This window comes from Nocardioides daphniae (assembly GCF_004777465.1).
Classification (GTDB): Bacteria; Actinomycetota; Actinomycetes; order Propionibacteriales; family Nocardioidaceae; genus Nocardioides; species Nocardioides daphniae.
The window spans coordinates 832,946-851,567 of the sequence record NZ_CP038462.1; the positions used below are offsets into that span (position 1 = coordinate 832,946).

The window sequence follows — 18,622 nt, forward strand, 5'->3', positions numbered from 1 at the left end:
CGTGGGCCGCCGCCTGCTGGCGGGGTTCGTCATCGTCGCGCTGGTCGTCGGTGGCGTCGCCGGCGGCGTGGTGGCGCTCGTCCAGGGATTCCGGGGCGGCGACGAGGTCGCCCTCTCCGAAGGGTTCACCGTCGACGGGCTCACCGTGGAGGACGGCTGGTGGCTGGTGGCCTCCGACCCGTCCTCCACGCCCGGCGCTCCCCGCGAGGTGCTGACCGGTGTCCGGGTGCGCCACGACGGCCCCGACTCCCGTGAGGTGCGCTTCGAGATGCACTTCCACGCCGACGGGCAGCTCGTCACGACGGTCTCCTGCCGTGCCGCCGGCGAGGTGGCGCCCGGCGTCGAGGTGCCCGCGACCTGCCTGGGCACCCGGCTGCTGGTCCCCACGGACTTCGACCGGGTCACCGTCCGGCCGGTCGGCTGACGCGGCGTGGAGGTCTCGTACGAGGTGCTGGCGGCGCTGCTCGTGGCGGCGCTCGCCGCGGGCTTCGTCGACGCCGTCGTGGGCGGTGGCGGGCTGATCCAGCTGCCGGCGATCCTGCTCGGACTGCCCGGCGCGACGCCGGTGCAGATCCTGGCGACCAACAAGCTGTCGTCCTTCTGCGGCACCACCGTGGCCGCGGCGACGTACGCCCGGCGGGTGCGGCCCGACCCGCGCACCTTCGCGCCCCTGATGCTGGCCGCCTTCGTCGGGTCGGCGCTGGGGGCGTTGCTGGCCAGCATGATCCCCAAGTCGGCCTTCGACCCTATCGTGCTGGTCGCCCTGGTCGTGGTCGGCGCCTACGTCGTGGCCCGTCCGACGCTCGGGGCTGCCACCTCGCTCCGCTTCGCCGGCCACCACCACACGCTCGCGGCGCTGGTCACCGGACTGGTCGTCGGCGTCTATGACGGCGCGCTGGGGCCGGGCACCGGTTCCTTCTTCGTGCTGGCCCTGGTCAGCGTGCTGGGCTACAACTTCCTCGAGGCCTCGGCCAAGGCGCGGCTGGCCAACTGGGCCACCAACCTGGCGGCGCTGATCGTCTTCGCCTCCCAGGACGCGTTGCTGTGGGGCGTCGGCCTGGCGATGGGCCTGACCAACATGGTCGGCGGCTACCTCGGTGCCCGGATCGCCATCGGGCGCGGCGCGGCCTTTGTGCGGGTCTTCTTCATCGTCGTGGTCTCGGGCTTCGTGGTCCGCATCGGCGGTGGCCTGCTCGGCTGGTGGGGCTGATGGCTGCTCCGACCCGCTACCTCACGATCGCGCGCGACGGGGAGGCGGAGCTGGAGGTCAAGCGGAGCCGTTTCCTCTGCACGCTGCGTCGCGTCGAGACCGAGGAGGCGGCGCGGGCCCTGGTCGAGGAGATGCGCAAGGCCCACTGGGACGCGCGCCACCACTGCTCGGCCTTCGTGCTGGGCGCCGACGCGATGCTGCAGCGCTCCAACGACGACGGGGAGCCGGCCGGCACCGCCGGCGCGCCGATGCTGGAGGTCCTCCGCGGCGCGCGGGGGGAGGGCGTGAGCGACGTCGTCGCGGTCGTGACCCGCTGGTTCGGTGGCATCCTGCTCGGCGCCGGCGGGCTGGTCCGCGCCTACGGCGACGCGGTGCAGGCCGGACTCGCCGAGGTCGGCACGCTCGAGCGGCGCCTGCTCCAGGAGTGGAGCCTGGTCCTCGACCACGGCGAGGCGGGCCGGGTGGAGAGCGACCTGCGCTCGCGCGGCGTCCAGGTCCTCGACACGACGTACGACGCCCGCGTGCGCCTGCTCCTCGGCTGCGAGGACGGCGCAGCGCTGGGCGTGCAGGTCGCCGAGCTGACCGCGGGGCGCGGCGCGCTGACCCGCGCCGGCGAGCGCTGGGTCGACGTCAGGGCGTGAAGCGGGGCTGGTCGACCAGTCCGCCGAGGGTGATGGCCAGCTCGCGGGTCAGCTGAGCCTGGTCGCCCTCGGGCTCGGTGAGTTGACCGATCGCGGCCAGACAGAGGGTGCGCACGCACAGTGCGATCCACGCGTCCGAGCACGGCGGGTCGAACTCGCCGCTGAGGCGCCGCGCCGTGATGTCGGCCAGGATCGGCTCGTCGTGCACGGCCACTCGCGCCGCCTGCTCGAGGTGGGGGCGATGCTGAGGATGACGTCACGGTAAGCGGCGCTCAGCGAGATCGCCCGCGCCGCGAGGACTTCCATGGCCTCACGCCACGGCAGGGGCCGCATCTCGTCGAGGATCGTGGGCACCAGGTGCATCGCCGTCGTCCGCGCCATGGCCTGCAGCAGGGCGTCCCGGTCGGCGTAGTGGCGGTAGACCGTGGCCCGGGTCAGTCCTGCCCGCTCCGCCACCTCGGCGATGCTCGCCTGGGGGTTGTCCAGCATCGCTTCGGCCGCGGCCTTGAGAATGGCTTCGCGGTTGCGTCGCCCGTCGGCGCGCGCCGATCCCCTCGTGGACATGGGGTGAGGGTAGATCACCCCGTCGTCCACGAGGGAAACGGACGGGTGCACTCAGACCAGGCGGCCGACGTCGTGGGCCACGATCTTGTCCATCGCGCGCTCTGCGACCGCGGCGATCGTCATCGAGGGGTTGCAGGCAGCCGCCGTACCGGGCAGCAGGGCGCCGTCGAGGACGTACAGGCCCTTCTGGCCGAGCACACGACCCTCGAGGTCGCAGACGGTCCCCATCGAGGCGCCGCCGAGCGGATGCCAGGTCGAGGGTGACATGGCCGTGGTGTCGCCGAGGAATGAGGCGAAGCCCGCGATCTTCTTCACCCTGGCGTGGATGCGGGCAGCGCTCTCCCTGTCGCCGTTCTTGGGCCAGTGCAGAATCGCGTCGTCCTTCTCCGCGTCGTAGCGGAACTCTCCCCGGTCCTTGCTCACCCCGTAGCCCACCAGCATGGTGGTGGTGGGCCCCCACGACTTCTTGCTCGGATCGCCACCCGCCATCAGAGGTGGCAACGACGCCTGGATCACGGTGTTGGCGGTCGCCGGGTCCTCCCATGCCTTGGAGCCGTAGACGACGGGGCCGCCCTGCACCGGACCGAAGTCGTCGAAGAGGCTGGTCCACGTGTAGATCCGGTCGGCGTTGGTGCCCCAGTTGGAGCCCAGGGCCTCGGGAAGGTCGGTGATCTCGCCGCGAGCGGCCGACTTCAACAGCAAGCGGGTGGTACCGGTGCTTCCGGCGCCCATGATGAGCGTCGGCGTCGTGTAGACGACCTCCTCCAGCACCCTGCCGGTGGTGTCGGTGCGCTGGGCGCGTACCTCCCACGCTCCCGAGCGGGTGCGCGCGATGCCGGTCACGTTGTGCAGGGTGCGGACCTCCAGGAGACCCGTGGCCTCGGCAGCCCGGATGTAGGTCACGTCGACCGAGTGCTTGCCGCCGTTGTTGACACCGAGCGCGGCGTCGCCGTTGGTGTAGGTGGCCTTCATCTCGCCTCGAAGCTCGCGCAGTGCGTAGGACCAGTCGATGGGCATCGGGATCTTCTCGATGTCGTAGCCAGCGGCGAGCGCCTTCCTGGCGAACACCCGAGCCGCCTTGTAGTTGTCGCTGGAGACGAGGGCATCCGGCGCCGTCCGCAGTTTCAGCATGCGCTCGACCCGGCGGTAGTGGACACGGTGCATCCACTCGCGATCAAGCTCCTCGGGCAGTTCGCTGGCGAAGACTTCCGCGGACGGCTCCAGGCTCATCCCCTGGTAGGCCAACGACCCGCCGCCAAGACCAGCAGCGTTCATCACCGTCATGTTCTCGCCGACGACGCTCTCCAGCAGGCCCGTGTGCGGGGTCTCGAAGAGGGGGCGACCGAAGATCTCCGGCATCGACTCGTGCCACAGGGCCCGCTCGTCAAGGCTCGAGACCCGCGGAAAGGTGTCGGCGTCGGGCCCCGTCACCCACCGCTTGCCGCGCTCGAGCAGCGTGACTGGCACTCCCGCGCGGGTGAGTCGCAGCGAGGCGACGCCGCCGCCGAAGCCGGACCCGATGACGATGACGCGGCGCTCCTCCCGGCGCAGCGGGATGTGGGCCGAGGCCGGTCGGGTGCTGGCACCGACGGTGCCTGCGGCGCCGACGGCGGCGCCAGCTGCCATGAAGGCGCGTCGAGACACCGACCTCGGTGCGTGGGCAGGGGATGCTGTGGGCAAGTGGGGCACGTGTCCTCCCGAGAGTGAGCGAGGTCCGCTCGCTGCGGCCCCGCGGCGGCGACCACCTCCCTCGATGGCGCTCGTGGAAAGTAAGACAGATGTCTCAGATGTGGGCACGGTCTGGTCCATCCCTCGGACGTGGGGTGAAGACAGGGCCGCACCCACCGCAGTGCCGAGAGGGTGTCGGTGGAGCTCAGCCGACGTCGCCGTCGAGGTAGAGCCAGCGTCCGGCGCGTCGGGCGAAGCGGCTGCGCTCGTGCATCCGGCCGTCCTGCCCGCCGGAGCGCCACGTCGCCACGAACTCGACCTCGCCGGTCTCGTCGTCGGGGCCGCCGTCGACGGTCTCGAGGATCTCCAGGCCGGTCCAGACGGTGCCCGGATCCCCGGTCACGTCGTCGGGCCGGGTGCGCGGGTGCCAGGTCGCGAAGACCCAGTCGTCCAGGCCCAGGGCGAAGGCCGAGTAGCGCGAGCGCATCAGCGCCTCGGCGGTGGGCGGTCGCTCGCCGCCGCGGTGGAAACGGCCGCAGCAGGCGTCGTACGTCCGTCGCGTCGCGTCGGTCCCGCCGCACGGGCACTCGGGTTGCAGCACGCAGCGAGCCTAACGTTCGGCAGGTTCGTGGGCGCGCGCCTCTGGGGTGGCTGGTGTGGACGGGCTAGGTTGGGAGTTGTGACGAGCATCGCAACCCAGGCCCCCGCTCCGCGCACCGTGGGGGAGCTCAGGGCCTCCGGCCACGTGCACACCACCCTGCGCGAGGAGCTGCGCGCCAACCTGCTCGCGCGGCTGCGCGAGGGCGTCGACCCGTGGCCCGGCCTGCACGGCTTCGCCGACACGGTGATCCCGCAGGTCGAGCGCGCGATCCTCGCCGGCCACGACATCGTGCTGCTGGGTGAGCGCGGGCAGGGCAAGACGCGGCTGCTGCGCAGCCTGGTCGACCTGCTCGACGAGTGGAGCCCGGTGATCGAGGGCTCGGAGCTGGGGAGCACCCGTACGACCCGATCACGCCGCAGTGGACCACCGCCGCCCGCGCCCAGGGCGACGCCCTGCCGATCGCGTGGGTGCACCGCTCCGAGCGGTACGCCGAGAAGCTCGCCACCCCGGACACGTCGGTGGCCGACCTCATCGGTGACGTCGACCCGATGAAGGTGGCCGAGGGCCGCCACCTCGGTGACCCCGACACCATCGCCTTCGGCCTGGTGCCGCGCAGCCACCGCGGCATCGTCGCGATTAACGAGCTGCCCGACCTGGCCGAGCGGATCCAGGTCGCGATGCTCAACGTGATGGAGGAGCGCGACGTCCAGATCCGCGGCTACCTGCTGCGCCTGCCGCTCGACGTGCTGGTGGTCGCCAGCGCCAACCCCGAGGACTACACCAACCGCGGCCGCATCATCACGCCGCTCAAGGACCGCTTCGGCGCCGAGATCCGCACCCACTACCCGGTGGAGCTCGCCGACGAGCTGGCCGTGATCCGCCAGGAGGCCCACCTCGTCGCCGCGGTGCCCGACGTGCTGCTGGAGGTGCTGGCCCGCTTCACCCGCGCGCTGCGCGAGTCGAGCGCCGTCGACCAGCGCTCCGGCGTCAGCGCCCGCTTCACCATCGCGGGTGCCGAGACGGTCGCCGCCGCGGCGCTGCACCGCGCCACCCGCCAGGGGGAGGACGAGGCGGTCGCCCGCCTGGTCGACCTCGAGTCGGCCGTCGCCGTGCTGCGCGGCAAGGTCGAGTTCGAGACCGGTGAGGAGGGCCGGGAGACGGAGATCCTGACCCACCTGCTGCGCACCGCCGTCGCCGCGACGGTGCGCGACCACCTGGCCGGGGTCGACCTGGGACTGCTGGTCGAGGCCATCGAGGACGGCGCCACCATCGCCACCGGCGCGCAGGTCAGCGCCCGCGACTTCCTGGAGGGGCTGCCGCGCCTCGGCGAGTCGGAGGTCTACGACGACATCGCTGCCCGCGTCGGCGCCCGTACGCCCGGCGAGGTGGCAGGTGCGGTCGAGCTGGCGCTGGAGGGGCTCTACCTGGCCCGCCGGATCGGCAAGGAGTCCGACGGGGCCGAGACGGTCTATGGCTGAGCATGTGACGTCGGAGGGGACGCCGGTGCGAGCCGGCGCGGAGGAGGACCCATGCACGTCGAGCTGAGGGAGGCGACCGCCGAGGACGCCAAGGCCATCCGAGCCCTGGTCGAGGTGGTGCTGCCCGCGACGTACGACCAGATCGACCCGGCGTACGCGACCCGCGAGCTCGAGAGCTGGCAGGTCGAGGACATCCCGGACGCGCTCGAGGACGGCGTCTTCGTCGTCGGCGAGGTCAACGGGCGGATCATCGCCCTGGTCTCGGCGACCATCGACGACCGCGACCGCTTCGTGATGACCACGCTGCACGTCCACCCCGACTTCCAGGGCCAGCGCCTCGGCAGCCGGCTGCTCACCGAGGTGGTCGATTTGGTCGACGACAAGGCGCTGTGGACCCGCTACCCGGAGGGCGACGACAACGCCGCCGCCTTCTGCGAGCGGCACGGCTTCGTGGCCGAGGTGGTCGACGACCCGCCGTTCCCCAAGCAGGTCTGGGCCCGGCTGGACCGGGACTGACCGGAGCGACCGGCGACTGGCGGGGAGAAGGGCTGACGAGATGAGCAGGTACGAGCGCTACCACGGCGGTGACCCCCTCGCGCCCCCGGTCGACCTCGGCGAGGCGCTGAGCGCGATCGGCGAGGACGTGATGGCCGGGGCCTCGCCGGAGCGGGCGCTGTCGGAGTACCTGCGCCGCGGCCCCCAGGGGCAGCAGGGGCTGGACGACCTGGCTGCCCGGGTCGCGCGCAAGCGCCGTGAGCTCCTGACGCAGAACAACCTCGACGGCACGCTCGAGGACGTACGACGCCTCCTCGACGAGGCCGTGCTCGCCGAGCGCGGGCAGCTGGCGCGCGACGTCGCGATGGACGAAGGCGACCGTGCCTTCCGCGAGCTCCAGCTCGACGCCCTCTCGCCCTCGACGGCCGCCGCGGTCACCGAGCTCTCCAGCTATGACTGGGCCAGCTCCGAGGCCAGGGCGAAGTACGAGGAGATCAAGGACCTGCTCGGGCGCGAGATGCTCGACCAGCGTTTCGCCGGCATGAAGCAGGCGCTGGAGGGCGCCACCGACGAGGACCGCGAGCGGATCAACGAGATGCTCACCGACCTCAACGCGCTGCTCGCCGCGCACGGCCGGGGCGAGGACACCACCGAGCAGTTCGCCGACTTCATGGAGAAGCACGGTGAGTTCTTCCCCGAGCAGCCGCGGACCGTCGACGAGCTGCTGGACGCGTTGGCGGCCCGCAGCGCCGCCGCGCAGCGGATGCTCAACTCGATGTCGCCCGAGCAGCGCAACGAGCTGATGCAGCTCTCGGCGCAGGCGTTCGGCTCAGCGGAGCTCGCCGAGCAGCTGGCCCAGATGGACGCCCACCTGCAGGCCCTGCGCCCCGGCGAGGACTGGGACGGGTCGTCGCGCTTCTCCGGCGAGGAGGGCCTCGGCCTGGGCGACGGGACCGGGGTGCTCCAGGACGTCGCTGACCTGGAGGCGTTGGCCGAGCAGCTGGCCCAGTCCTACAACGGCGCCCGGATGGACGACGTCGACCTCGACGCTCTGGCCCGTCAGCTGGGCGAGGAGGCCGCGGTCGACGCGAGGGCGCTGGCCGACCTCGAGAAGGCGCTGCGCGAGTCCGGCTACCTGGAGCGTGGGTCCACCGGTGACCTGCGGCTCAGCCCGCGGGCGATGCGCCAGCTCGGCAAGTCGCTGCTGCGCGACGTGGCGACCCAGATGTCGGGGCGCCAGGGGCAGCGCGACGTACGCCGCAGCGGCGCCGCCGGTGACCTCACCGGCTCGGCGCGGCCCTGGGAGTTCGGTGACACCGAGCCGTGGGACGTCAACCGCACGCTCACCAACGCGATCCGCCGCACCGTCGCCGAGGGCAGCTCCCCGGCCGGGGGCGTACGCATCGGGGTCGACGACATCGAGATCGCCGAGACCGAGGCGCGCACCCAGGCGGCGGTGGCGTTGCTCGTGGACACCAGCTTCTCGATGGCGATGGACGGACGTTGGGTGCCGATGAAGCGCACGGCGCTGGCGCTGCACCAGCTGATCCGCACCCGCTTCCGCAACGACCACCTGCAGCTGATCGGCTTCGGCCGCTACGCCCGGACGATGGAGATCGAGGAGCTCACCGGTCTCGACGCGCGCTGGGACAAGGGCACCAACCTGCACCACGGCCTGCTGCTGGCCGCCCGCCACTTCCGCAAGCACCCCGGTGCGCAGCCGGTGCTGCTGGTGGTCACCGACGGCGAGCCCACCTCGCACCTGGAGTCGGACGGGCAGGTCTGGTTCAACTACCCGCCGCACCCGGTGACGTTGGCCAAGACGGTGCGCGAGCTCGACAACGTACGCCGGCTCGGCGCGCAGACGACCTTCTTCCGGCTGGGGGAGGACCCCGGCCTGGCACGCTTCATCGAGTCGATGGCGCGCCGCGTCGACGGCCGGATGGTCTCGCCCGAGCTCGACGACCTGGGCGCCGCCGTGGTCGGCTCCTACCTCGGCTCCCGGGCCAGCGGCCGGCAGGGTGGCCGCTACAGCGACTTCGGTGGCTGGGGCGGCTGGGGTGGCCGTGGGGACTGGGTCGGTTGAGCGCGCCACGGCGACCGGCCGGGTGCCGCGGGTGCACGGCGTTCGCTGCCTCCGAGGTCGCGGCCGGGGTCTGGGACAGGCGACCCCTTCCCGACTGACGTGTTGTGGGTCACACTGACCCCATGGGAGAGGGTCTGGAGGGGACCGGAACCCGGATGCGACAGCGGCTCGTGCCTGCCCTGCGGGAGCTCGGGCCGCTGCTGGCCGGGCTCGCGCTGATCGCTGCGGTCGGCGTAGGTTTTGCGTGGTCGCAGCGACCCGGCGACCCGCCGACCACCGGTCGGGCCCCGGCCTCGACCACGGTCGTGGAGGCGCCCACCGGCGCCGTGCGCGGCGTGGTGGTCGGGCCGGACGGGGAGCCGGTGGAGGGGGTCGTGGTGAAGGTCGTCACGGCTCCGTTCGAGCCCTACTTCGCCGGGCCCAACCCGGCCTCCGCGGTCCCTGCGGGGGCGACGTGGAGCGGCATCACGGGGCCGGACGGGACGTACGAGATCACCCGGGTCACCCCCGGCCGCACCGCGTGGTCGTGTCCCCTGACGGCGGCGACTGGGCGACGTGGTGGGTGGGCGAGGCGGCGCTGGCGGACGACGCCGAGGACGTCCAGGTGGAGGAGGACGAGGTCCTGCGCCTGGACCTCACCGCGATGCCGGCGGCTCGGATCCGAGGGGCGGTGAGCGAGCCGTTCGCGACCGCGGGCGGCTCCCGCGGGGAGACCGGGGAGTCCGACGGGTCGGTCACCGAGGTGGTCGTCGAGCGCCAGACCGACGACGCCTGGGTCGAGGTCGCCCGGGTCCGCCCCGGCAGGGCTGGCCGGTACGAGGTCGACGGACTGGCGGCCGGCCGCCACCGGGTGCTGGTCGACAGCCCGCGGAGCGGCATCGTCCACGCCCCTTCGGCCACCTCGGAGGACGACGCCCGCGTGGTCGAGCTCGGCGTGGGTCAGGCCGCGGAGGTCGACGTCGTCGTGCCTCCGCCCGCGCTGGTCACGGGCCGTCTCACCACGTCGACCGGGCTGCCGCTGCCGGACCGGGAGATCCGCTTCTCGACCGGGTACCGGGTGGTCGACCCGCGCTTCCCCGCGCTGCCCACGACGACGAGAAGCGTACGCACCGACTCCGAGGGCAGGTATGCAGTGCGGCTCGGCACCGGGCTCTGGTCGGTGCAGACCGACCTGCGGTGCCGCGGGCCGCAGCAGCGGGAGGTGGACGTCGTCGCAGGACAGGACATGGCCAGCGACCTGGTCGAGGACGCCGTCGCCACGGTGTCCGGGCAGGTGACGGATCGCGCCGGGAGGCCACTGTCCGGAGTGGACGTCTTCCTGAGCACGCCCGGCTCGGTGTGCGGTCAGGCTGCCACGACGGACGCCGACGGACGCTGGACGCTCACCGGCGTCGCGCCGGGCCGGGCACGGATCGAGTACGCCGTCACCACCCGCGGGTCCCAGCTCCGCTACTTCCACCCGGGTGTGACGAAGCCCGGGCTTGCCACCCGCGTCGAGGTCGCGCTCGGCGCCACCGTCACCGGGGTGGACGCGGATCTTCCGTGACGTGAGGCGTCACCGACGCCAACGCGAGGAGAAAGGTCAGGGCGCTGGTGAGCGCCGCGGCCAGTGCGTACGTCCGAAGGCCCGGCAGGATGCGGTGGAGCGGCTCGAAACCGCCCACCAGCATCCACACGGCGAAGCCGCAGGTCAGCAGCGAGTTGGTGAGGGTCACGGTCAGCGCCCACGTCGCGGCGGGGCGGAGGAGTGAGGTGAGGCCGCTCGGGACGACCCACAGCGAGGCCAGCAGGTAGGGCGCGACGAGGAAGTAGAAGATCCCGAAGGCGCCCCCGGCCTCGATCTCGTGCTCCGGGGACACGGGCCGGGTGGGGGACAGGATCCAGGCGGCCGCGATGCCACCCAGGCGCCGAGGGTCAGGAGCGCAGCGGTCAGCGCCGCGGTGCGGATCATGCGCCCACTGTGGTGGGGCTTAGGCCGGCGTGGGTGTGGGCGCGGTGCGAGGAGTGTGAAGATCCGGCGGAGACAGGTCGCTCGTTCCGTGACGGTCGCGTCGGAAGCGTTGTCCGTGGGGTGACGTCCATTCGAAGACCCCGTTGGCTGGGGATTCGAGGTGCCAGGCGGTGTGGGTCTTGAGCCGGTGGTGGCCGCGACAGAGGGGCGCGAGGTTTTCGGTGACCGTCGAGCCGGGTTGTGGTCGGCCTTCGGCTGCGGCGTCATGGTCGAACGGGACCACGTGGTCGACGTCGCAGCGTCGGCTGGGGCGGGTGCAGTGCGGGAAGACGCAGGTCTCGTCGCGAAGAAGCACTTGGCGGCGGAGCCGGTCGGTGGGTTCGTAGCGGTCCGTCTCGAGGGTCTGGTTGAGGTCGACCACGGGCAAGACCCGGATGTCGGTGTGGCTGGTGTTGACCCAGCGGCGGACCTGCTCCAGCAGGACGAGTCGCTGGCGGTTCTCCAGCTGGCCGGTGGCCCCGAAGGAGATCGACTCGTCGGGCTCCACGGTGGCGGTGAAGTGCAGGTGCAGGTCGACGCGGCGGGCGGTGGTCCGGCCGACCGTCTCCTCGTCTGCACCCGCGCCAGCGAGGTCGAGCGCGGTCTGGTGCCGGGCCAGCTCGCCCAGGGCGAGGGAGCGGCGTACGTCCAACGACTCCTCGCAGCCGGCGGCCTTCAACCCGGCCGCACCCGCAGCGACGGCCTGCTCCAGGTCGAGCGCATCAGCGATGTCGAGCTCGGCGTGGACCTGCATGGTCTGGGCGAACGGGTCGCGCTCACTCACGATCGTCACGTGCCGGGTGTCCGACGCCCCGTTCTCGTCCTCGTCGATCGCGAGGCCGTAGAGCTTCATCGCCCGCTCGATGAGCCGGTCGACGGCAGCGCGACCCATCTTCTCGATGAACGGAGCAACCTGAGCATCGATCCACGCGACGCCCTCAGCGGGCAACGCCGGGTAGGCATGGATCATGGCCTCGGCCACCAGCCGGGCTCGCCATACCGGCACCTCCCCGGCCGTCACCCGCGCCCACAGCCGCGGCAGCCGGTGCGCCAGCTCGAGCGCGTGTCCGATCAACTTCTTCGCCGCATCCGTCGACAACCCGAGCGCACCGCCGAGCTCGGCGACGGCGTACTCGTTGACCTCGAGGGTTCCGTCGCCCGAGATCGGTTCGAAACCGACGGGCGAGTGGAAGATGGCGGCGTCCGCCCCGTCCTCCCGGGCCGGGTGGGCGACAGCCCACTCGTAGGCAATCAGCAGCGTGTCCGCCTCCGCGCGACGCACCAGCGCCGCGTTGGCACGCGCCAACGCGACCAGGTCACTGGGCGAGGTCATGGATTCGAACATACATTCGATTCTAGGGGTGGTGCGTGTGCTGGACCATCCCCTTGACCGGGTATCCGCTCCGATAGCGTGCCCACTCGACCCGGGGGAGGAGAGCCATGGCTGTGCACGACAAGACGGACGCGCTGGTGCCGTTTCCGGTGGCGTGGGTGGACGCGCCCCCCACTGTCTCGCGACGGCTCGTGCTCGGCAGCGGCGTCGGTGCTCTGCTCGGCGGCCTTGGGGCGGTGGCACTGCTCCTCGACGGCGAGTATCCGTTGGGCTTCACCACCGCCTTGATCGCCGCCTTCTTCGGGGCGTCCGCTCACATCTCTTCCAGGGCGTGGCGCTGGCCCGGCCGACGTCGCCCACTGGTCGACAGCGTCGACGGGATCGGTCTGCGCTTCCGTGCGGGGGCCGGCGGGTGGCGCTTCACCGTGGGCGCCATGGTGGCGGGAGTGCCCTTCGGCGTGGCGCTGGGCTGGGCGGCGTACCACGACCCCACCCCCACCGGCCGCACCTGGGTGGCCCTCGTCAACAGCCCGATCCTCCTCGGGTGGTGCCTGTTCCAGCTCTGGAACGTCGCCACGGGCTGCCTGCGGCGCGGCGAGGTGCTCCTGACGCCCGAGGGTGTCACCTACAGCGCGTGGGGCGACAGGTTCAGCCTGCCGTGGGACCGGGCCGCGCGCGTCGACGCCGAGCTGTCGCCCGGGCTCGGGCGACGGGCGGCTCCGGGGGTCCGCGTGACCAGGCGCCCGGGCTTCTGCACGTCCCACGAGAGGACCGCGCGAGGTTTCAGCAGCACGGCGACGTCACACCTGCCCGACCTCGTCGTGCGGGCCGACCAGGTGGAGGGCGATCCGGCGCTGCTCGCGCACGCCCTGGCCTTCTACGCCACCCATCATGAGCTCCTCGAGGAGCTCGGCGACGCCCGCGCCCTCGAGCGGGTGCGCTCCGGGCGCGCCGTCGCGCCCCACCTGGCCCGCTGAGGTCAGCTGGGGAAGGCGATCCCCGTCTTCGCGTGGCAGCGGTAGCCGTTCGGGTTCTTCGCGAGGTACTGCTGGTGCGGGTCCTCGGCGTAGTAGTACTCACCGGCGGGCGCGATCTCCGTGGTCACCTCGGGGAAGCCCTGGCGCTGGAGCTCCGCAGCGTAGAGACCGGTCAGCTCGCGCGCGACCTCCTCCTGCTCGGGCGAGGTCGTGTAGAGCGCCGAACGGTACTGCGTACCGACGTCGTTGCCCTGGCGCATGCCCTGCGTCGGGTCGTGGATCTCGAAGAAACGCTTCACCAGGTCGGCGTAGGAGACGACCGACGGGTCGAAGACGACGCGCACCGCCTCGGTGTGGCCGGTCAGGCCCGAGCACACCTCCTCGTACGTCGGGTGCGGCGTCGTGCCACCGGCGTACCCCACCGACGTCGACCAGACGCCGGGCACCTGCCAGTAGAACTCCTCGGCGCCCCAGAAGCAGCCGAGGCCGAAGACGGCGACCTCCATGCCTTCGGGCACCTCGTCGGTGACCACGGGCGTGTCGAGGACGACGTGCTGGCCCAGGGCCCACGGGCGCGACGCGCGGCCCGGCAGCGCCTGGTCGGGCGTGGGGACGGAGGACTTGAGGCGGCCGAAGAGCACGGGAACTCCAGACGGTGGGGGACGGGAAGAGCGGTTCGCCCAACGTAACGCTTTGATGGTCGTGAGGCTTCCCGCGTAGGCTCGCCGGTGTGACTGAGCAGCAGTGGGACTCCGCCGGATTCGAGACCAGGGCCATCCACGCCGGCTACGAGCCGGATGAGATGACCGGGGCGGTCATCCCGCCGATCTACGCGACCAGCACCTACAAGCAGAACGGTGTCGGTGGCATGCGCGGCGGCTACGAGTACAGCCGCTCCGCCAACCCGACTCGTACGGCGCTCGAGGGCGCGCTCGCCGCGGTCGAGCGCGGTGCCCACGGCTTCGCCTTCGCCTCCGGCCTCGCCGCCGAGGACACCATCATCCGGGCGCTCTGCCGCCCCGGCGACCACGTCGTCCTGCCCAACGACGCCTACGGCGGCACCTACCGCCTCTTCGACAAGGTCGCCAAGGTCTGGGGCCTGGACCACACGCCCGCCGTGGTCGCCGACCCCGAGGCCGTGCGCGCGGCGATCGAGCCCGGGCGTACGAAGCTGGTCTGGGTCGAGACGCCCACCAACCCGCTGCTCAACGTCGCCGACATCGAGGCGCTCGCCGCCGTCGCCCACGAGGGCGGCGCCCTCTTGGTCGTCGACAACACCTTCGCCTCGCCCTACCTGCAGCAGCCGCTCACGCTGGGCGCCGACATCGTCGTGCACTCGACGACCAAGTACGTCGGTGGCCACTCCGACGTCGTCGGCGGCGCGGTCGTCGTCAACGACGCCGAGGTCGCCGAGAAGATCGGCTTCCACCAGAACTCCATGGGTGCCGTCCCCGGCCCCTTCGACTGCTTCCTCACCCACCGCGGCCTCAAGACCCTCGCGGTGCGCATGGAGCGCCACTGCGACAACGCCGAGAAGATCGTCGAGTTCCTCGACGGGCACCCCGCCGTCGCCGAGGTCATCTACCCGGGCCTGGCGGCACACCCCGGTCACGAGGTCGCCAAGAAGCAGATGAAGCGCTTCGGCGGGATCATCTCCTTCCGGGTCGCCGCCGGCGAGCAGGCCGCCCTCGACGTCTGCGCCAAGGCGCAGGTCTTCACCCTGGGTGAGTCCTTGGGCGGCGTCGAGTCGCTCATCGAGCACCCCGGTCGGATGACCCACGCCAGCGTCGCCGGCACCGAGCTCGAGGTCCCTGCGGACCTGGTCCGGCTCTCCGTCGGCATCGAGACCGTCGAGGACCTCATCGCCGACCTGGAGCGCGCGCTCGGCTGACCTGCCGGCGCCGCCTCCGGCGAGTGTGTCGCCGCTCACCCGGTCGGTAACCTGACTCGGTGACCAACGACGAGGGACGCGAGCGGGCGCAGCCCGCTGGACAGGGTGCCACCCACGACAGCGCGGGGGAGCGGCTCGCGGAGCGTCTCACCCAGCAGCTGGCCCAGCAGTGGGCGCACCTGCGGGCCGAGCGCCGGGCCGAGAGGCACGCGGAGCTGGCGGTGCCGCCGGTGCGCCCCGGGGTCTCGAACTTCTCGCGTGCCCAGGTGCCGTGGGGCCTCGACCTCGCCGCGGCCTGGTCGTGGCGCTTCCTGGTCATCGTGGCCGCCGGCTACGTGATCCTGTGGACGGTCAACCGCTTCGCGCTGGTCGTCTTCCCGCTCGCGATCGCGCTGCTGCTGGCCGCCCTGGTCTCCCCGCTCGTACGGGCCGCCCGCAACGTCGGCATGCCCGCCAGCCTCGGCTCGATCTTCGGGGTGACGCTGACCTTCGGTGTCGTGGGTGTCCTGCTCACCTTCGCCGGGCAGCAGGTGGCCAGCGGCGCCACCGAGCTCGCCGGCGAGGTGGTCAAGGGCCTCGAGGAGATCCGTGCCTGGCTGCGCGACGGCCCGCTCCACGCCTCCGACAGCCAGATCAACGACTACATCGGCGAGGCGCAGGTCGCGATCACCGAGTGGTCGAAGTCCGACGCGCTGGGTCAGGCCGCCACCCTGGGCTCCGCGATCGGCAACGTGACGGCCGGCTTCTTCATCGTGCTCTTCGCGATGTACTTCTTCCTCGCCGACGGCGAGCGGATCTGGACCTGGATCGTCCGCCTCTCGCCCCGTGCCGCGCGCGAGCACGTGGACTCCTCGGGCCGCGTCGCCTGGGTCTCGCTGACCCAGTTCGTGAGGGCCACGATCATCGTCGCCTTCGTCGACTCGGTCGGCATCATGGCGGTGGCCTGGTGGCTCGACGTGCCACTGGTCCTGGCGATCGGCGTGCTGGTCTTCCTCGGCGCGTTCGTGCCGATGATCGGTGCCACCGTCGCGGGCGCCGTCGCCGTGCTGGTGGCCCTCGTCGACCAGGGCCCCGTCGCGGCGCTGCTCATGCTGGTCGGCGTGATCGTGGTGCAGCAGGTGGAGGGCAACGTGCTGCAGCCCTTCCTGATGGGCCGCTTCGTCTCTGTGCACCCGCTCGGCGTCATCATCGCGATCGCGATGGGCCTGATCCTGGCCGGGATCGGTGGCGCGCTGGTGGCGGTGCCGCTGGCCGCCGCGATCAACGCGGTCGTGCTGCACCTCGCGGGGCGCTCCGACCCGGACGAGATAGCCACCACCGACGCCGAGGAGGAGCTCCTCGAGCCAGACGAACCCGAGCACCGGCCCGACGACACCAGCGAGGCGACCTCATGAGCCAGCCCACCCTGCCCGACATCGACGACGTACGCCGTGCTGCCGAGACCCTGCGCGACGTCGCGGTCCGCACCCCGATGGAGGAGTCGCGCTGGCTGTCGTCGCTCGCCGGCGGCCCGGTGCACCTCAAGTGCGAGAACCTCCAGCGCACCGGCTCGTTCAAGGCGCGGGGGGCGTACGTCCGCATCGCCGGCCTGACGCCTGAGGAGCGCGAGCGCGGCGTTGTCGCCGCCTCGGCCGGCAACCATGCCCAGGGCGTGGCGCTGGCGGCCCAGCGACTCGGCATCGCCGCGCGGGTCTACATGCCCGAGGGGGCGCCGATCCCGAAGGAGCGGGCGACCAAGGGCTACGGCGCCGAGGTCGTCTTCCACGGGCGGCACCTCGAGGACGCGCTGGCCGAGGCGCGGGCGTACGCCGAGGAGACCGGTGCCGTGCTGATCCACCCCTTCGACCACCGACCGACGTCGGCCGGGCAGGGCACCTGCGGCCTGGAGATCCTCGAGCAGGTGCCCGACGTGAAGACCGTCCTGGTGCCGACCGGTGGGGGCGGGCTGCTCGCCGGTATCGCGCTCGCGGTCAAGGCGCTGCGCCCCGACGTACGCGTCGTCGGCGTCCAGGCTGCCGGGGCCGCGGCCTTCCCGGAGTCGCTGGCGTCGGGCCACCCGGTCGCGCTGCAGCAGATGCAGACGATGGCCGACGGGATCGCGGTCGGGCTGCCCGGCGAGGTGACCTTCTCCCTCGTGCGCGACCTGGTCGACGACGTCTGGACGGTGGGGGAGGAGTCGCTCTCCCGTGCCCTGCTCTCCCTGGTGGAGCGGGCCAAGATGGTCGTGGAGCCCGCCGGGGCGGCGGCCGTGGCGGCGTTGCTGGACGACCCGCGCCGGGTCGAGACGCCGGCGGTGGCCGTGCTCTCCGGCGGCAACATCGACCCCCTGCTGCTGGGCAAGGTGATCCGGCACGGCCTGGCGGCCGCGGGGCGCTACCTCTACCTGCGGGTCTGCATCCCCGACCGGCCCGGTGGCCTGGCCCGGCTCCTCGCCGAGATCGGCGAGATGGGGGCCAACGTGCTCGAGGTGACCCATGAGCGGATCTCGCCCAGCCTGGCGATCGACGAGGTCGAGGTGCGGGTGCAGCTGGAGACGCGCAGCGCCCAGCACGCCGAGGACGTCATGACGCGCCTGCGCGAGCGCGGCCACCGCATCCAGGAATGACGAACGGCGCCCGGGGTGACCCGGGCGCCGGTCGTGGTGGTGCGTGGGACGTCAGCCGGTGAACGGCACGGCGTCGGTGATCTCGATGTGGATCTCCTTGCCGTTCGGCGCGCTGTAGGAGACCTTGTCGCCGACCTTGCGGCCGTTGATCGCCTCGCCGAGCGCCGACTGCGGGGAGTAGACCGAGAGGCCCTCCTCCTCGATCTCTCGCGCGCCCAGCAGGAAGGTCTCCTCGTCGCCGAAGTCGACGAACTTCACGGTGACCTTCATGCCAGGCTCGACGACGCCGTCGTCGGGCGGGGTCTCGCCGACCTCCGCGCGCCGCAGCATGTCCTCGAGCTGACGGATGCGGGCCTCCTGCTTGCCCTGCTCGTCGCGAGCGGCGTGGTAGCCGCTGTTCTCCTTGAGGTCGCCCTCGTCACGCGCCGCGCTGATGCGGTCGATGATCTCCTGGCGCTTGGGGCCCTTGAGGTCGTCGAGCTCAGCCTGCAGCTTGTCGTAGGCCTCCTGGGTCAACCAGATGGTGCCTGCGCTCTGGGTCATGGATTCACTCCTGTGTGGACAAAAGCAAAACCCGCGGGGCTCGTCGTGAGCGTCACGACCGTTTCCCTGAGAGCCCTGCGGGTGTCAGATGTTCAGGCCACTGTAGCAACAGGGGGCACAACGGCGGCCTCGACGACGCGGACTGCGTCAGCGCCAGCGCTTCTGGCCCTCCGCGCGGCACCCGACCACGTCGGCGCTGGTCGCCGCGCGCTCCGTACGGACGGTGACCTCCTGGACGCCGTCGCTCCCGGTGAACACGAGCTCGCCGACGACCGACTTGTCCCTGGACAGCGCCCTGACCAGGCACTCCGCCTCGTCGACGTCGGTCAGGTCGACCTGCACCCGGACGTCGACGGCGTGGTCGTCGACGACGTCGTAGCCGACCAGCCGGGACTCCGCCGCCGGGTTGCCGTGGAAGAAGGCGGCCCAGGCGACCCACCCCAGGAAGGCGACGGCAATCGTGGCGCTGAGGCCGACGGCGGCCCACCTGCGGACGGGGAGGGAGTGCCGTAGCGGGCGTCGAGCTCAGCCTGGGTGGTC

19 protein-coding genes and 2 pseudogenes are annotated in these 18,622 nt (G+C 72.1%); 12 read left to right on the forward strand and 9 right to left on the reverse strand.

The genetic code is table 11. The features are described from left to right. The first annotated feature begins 1 nt into the window (after position 1). Genes E2C04_RS04010 through E2C04_RS04020 form a run of 3 tightly spaced genes read left to right on the forward strand, consistent with a single transcriptional unit; the run spans position 2 to position 1,851 of the window. Positions 2-424 carry a hypothetical protein gene (locus E2C04_RS04010; RefSeq protein ID WP_135831634.1) on the forward strand — a complete coding sequence of 141 codons (423 nt, stop codon included), beginning with the start codon at positions 2-4 and terminating at the stop codon, positions 422-424. 6 nt (positions 425-430) lie between these two features. Continuing rightward, positions 431-1,210, forward strand: coding sequence for a TSUP family transporter (locus E2C04_RS04015; protein WP_135831635.1), 780 nt, complete (start codon positions 431-433; stop codon positions 1,208-1,210). Next, a complete protein-coding gene (locus E2C04_RS04020; RefSeq protein WP_135831636.1) occupies positions 1,210-1,851 on the forward strand; it encodes a YigZ family protein in 642 nt (213 codons plus the stop codon). Before E2C04_RS04015 ends, E2C04_RS04020 begins: the two co-directional genes overlap by 1 nt. Here E2C04_RS04020 and E2C04_RS19230 read toward each other — a convergent pair. The 4 genes and pseudogenes from E2C04_RS19230 to E2C04_RS04035 form a co-directional block, all read right to left on the reverse strand. Further along, the gene (locus E2C04_RS19230) at positions 1,841-2,065 is read right to left on the reverse strand and encodes a hypothetical protein (RefSeq protein ID WP_238694418.1); all 225 of its coding nucleotides are present in this window, start codon (positions 2,063-2,065) and stop codon (positions 1,841-1,843) included. The genes E2C04_RS04020 and E2C04_RS19230 overlap by 11 nt on opposite strands. Before the next feature lie 176 nt (positions 2,066-2,241). Next, positions 2,242-2,415 (reverse strand): annotated as a pseudogene (locus E2C04_RS21810) (TetR family transcriptional regulator); the annotation flags it as partial. A 51-nt stretch (positions 2,416-2,466) separates the two neighbouring features. After that, complete coding sequence (locus E2C04_RS04030) at positions 2,467-4,041, reverse strand: GMC oxidoreductase (protein WP_135831638.1); 1,575 nt, start codon at positions 4,039-4,041, stop codon at positions 2,467-2,469. A gap of 247 nt (positions 4,042-4,288) precedes the next feature. Further along, a complete protein-coding gene (locus tag E2C04_RS04035; protein ID WP_229721443.1) occupies positions 4,289-4,684 on the reverse strand; it encodes a YchJ family protein in 396 nt (131 codons plus the stop codon). 78 nt (positions 4,685-4,762) lie between these two features. On the opposite strand from E2C04_RS04035, the gene E2C04_RS22240 reads away from it, so the two are divergent. The 5 genes from E2C04_RS22240 (at position 4,763) to E2C04_RS04055 (ending at position 10,289) form a co-directional block, all read left to right on the forward strand. After that, positions 4,763-5,236: a hypothetical protein gene (locus E2C04_RS22240; protein WP_477529295.1), complete on the forward strand. Its 474-nt coding sequence runs from the start codon at positions 4,763-4,765 to the stop codon at positions 5,234-5,236. Beyond that, the gene (locus tag E2C04_RS04040) at positions 5,152-6,162 is read left to right on the forward strand and encodes a MoxR family ATPase (protein WP_477529296.1); all 1,011 of its coding nucleotides are present in this window, start codon (positions 5,152-5,154) and stop codon (positions 6,160-6,162) included. Before E2C04_RS22240 ends, E2C04_RS04040 begins: the two co-directional genes overlap by 85 nt. A 51-nt stretch (positions 6,163-6,213) precedes the next feature. Next, complete coding sequence (locus E2C04_RS04045; RefSeq protein ID WP_135831639.1) at positions 6,214-6,678, forward strand: GNAT family N-acetyltransferase; 465 nt, start codon at positions 6,214-6,216, stop codon at positions 6,676-6,678. A gap of 40 nt (positions 6,679-6,718) precedes the next feature. Beyond that, the gene (locus E2C04_RS04050; RefSeq protein ID WP_135831640.1) at positions 6,719-8,743 is read left to right on the forward strand and encodes a vWA domain-containing protein; all 2,025 of its coding nucleotides are present in this window, start codon (positions 6,719-6,721) and stop codon (positions 8,741-8,743) included. A 526-nt stretch (positions 8,744-9,269) separates the two neighbouring features. Further along, positions 9,270-10,289: a carboxypeptidase-like regulatory domain-containing protein gene (locus E2C04_RS04055; protein ID WP_135831641.1), complete on the forward strand. Its 1,020-nt coding sequence runs from the start codon at positions 9,270-9,272 to the stop codon at positions 10,287-10,289. Here E2C04_RS04055 and E2C04_RS04060 read toward each other — a convergent pair. Further along, positions 10,261-10,602 (reverse strand): hypothetical protein, encoded by a 342-nt coding sequence (locus E2C04_RS04060; protein ID WP_135831642.1) that lies wholly within the window; start codon positions 10,600-10,602, stop codon positions 10,261-10,263. The genes E2C04_RS04055 and E2C04_RS04060 overlap by 29 nt on opposite strands. 111 nt (positions 10,603-10,713) lie before the next feature. After that, complete coding sequence (locus E2C04_RS04065) at positions 10,714-12,066, reverse strand: HNH endonuclease signature motif containing protein (RefSeq protein ID WP_158630586.1); 1,353 nt, start codon at positions 12,064-12,066, stop codon at positions 10,714-10,716. Between the two features lie 107 nt (positions 12,067-12,173). On the opposite strand from E2C04_RS04065, the gene E2C04_RS04070 reads away from it, so the two are divergent. Continuing rightward, positions 12,174-13,043, forward strand: coding sequence for a hypothetical protein (locus E2C04_RS04070; RefSeq protein ID WP_135831644.1), 870 nt, complete (start codon positions 12,174-12,176; stop codon positions 13,041-13,043). Positions 13,044-13,045: 2 nt separating this feature from the next. Here E2C04_RS04070 and msrA read toward each other — a convergent pair whose 3' ends face one another. Next, entirely contained in the window at positions 13,046-13,684 is a 639-nt protein-coding gene (msrA, locus tag E2C04_RS04075; RefSeq protein WP_135831645.1) for a peptide-methionine (S)-S-oxide reductase MsrA, read from the reverse strand. 89 nt (positions 13,685-13,773) lie between these two features. On the opposite strand from msrA, the gene E2C04_RS04080 reads away from it, so the two are divergent. The 3 genes from E2C04_RS04080 to ilvA are packed head-to-tail and all read left to right on the forward strand — an operon-like array spanning position 13,774 to position 17,539. Beyond that, positions 13,774-14,934 carry a cystathionine gamma-synthase gene (locus E2C04_RS04080; protein WP_135831646.1) on the forward strand — a complete coding sequence of 387 codons (1,161 nt, stop codon included), beginning with the start codon at positions 13,774-13,776 and terminating at the stop codon, positions 14,932-14,934. 59 nt (positions 14,935-14,993) lie between these two features. Then, positions 14,994-16,328, forward strand: a complete 1,335-nt coding sequence (locus E2C04_RS04085; protein ID WP_135831647.1) for an AI-2E family transporter — start codon at positions 14,994-14,996, stop codon at positions 16,326-16,328. Further along, positions 16,325-17,539: a threonine ammonia-lyase gene (gene ilvA, locus E2C04_RS04090; protein WP_135831648.1), complete on the forward strand. Its 1,215-nt coding sequence runs from the start codon at positions 16,325-16,327 to the stop codon at positions 17,537-17,539. The genes E2C04_RS04085 and ilvA overlap by 4 nt, the downstream gene beginning before the upstream one ends. Positions 17,540-17,590: 51 nt before the next feature. Here the strand turns inward: ilvA and greA are convergent, their stop codons facing one another. Next, positions 17,591-18,082 carry a transcription elongation factor GreA gene (gene greA / locus E2C04_RS04095; protein WP_135831649.1) on the reverse strand — a complete coding sequence of 164 codons (492 nt, stop codon included), beginning with the start codon at positions 18,080-18,082 and terminating at the stop codon, positions 17,591-17,593. 147 nt (positions 18,083-18,229) lie between these two features. Beyond that, positions 18,230-18,562, reverse strand: a pseudogene (locus tag E2C04_RS04100) (DUF4307 domain-containing protein); the annotation flags it as partial. Positions 18,563-18,622: the final 60 nt, after the last annotated feature.

Coding starts and splice junctions, on each gene's coding strand:
- E2C04_RS04020 (WP_135831636.1), top strand. CDS start 1,210: ATGGCTGCTCCGACCCGCTACCTCACGATCGCGCGCGACGGGGAGGCG.
- E2C04_RS04030 (WP_135831638.1), bottom strand. CDS start 4,041: ATGGCAGCTGGCGCCGCCGTCGGCGCCGCAGGCACCGTCGGTGCCAGC.
- E2C04_RS04045 (WP_135831639.1), top strand. CDS start 6,214: ATGCACGTCGAGCTGAGGGAGGCGACCGCCGAGGACGCCAAGGCCATC.
- E2C04_RS04050 (WP_135831640.1), top strand. CDS start 6,719: ATGAGCAGGTACGAGCGCTACCACGGCGGTGACCCCCTCGCGCCCCCG.
- E2C04_RS04065 (WP_158630586.1), bottom strand. CDS start 12,066: ATGACCTCGCCCAGTGACCTGGTCGCGTTGGCGCGTGCCAACGCGGCG.
- E2C04_RS04070 (WP_135831644.1), top strand. CDS start 12,174: ATGGCTGTGCACGACAAGACGGACGCGCTGGTGCCGTTTCCGGTGGCG.
- ilvA (WP_135831648.1), top strand. CDS start 16,325: ATGAGCCAGCCCACCCTGCCCGACATCGACGACGTACGCCGTGCTGCC.
- greA (WP_135831649.1), bottom strand. CDS start 18,082: ATGACCCAGAGCGCAGGCACCATCTGGTTGACCCAGGAGGCCTACGAC.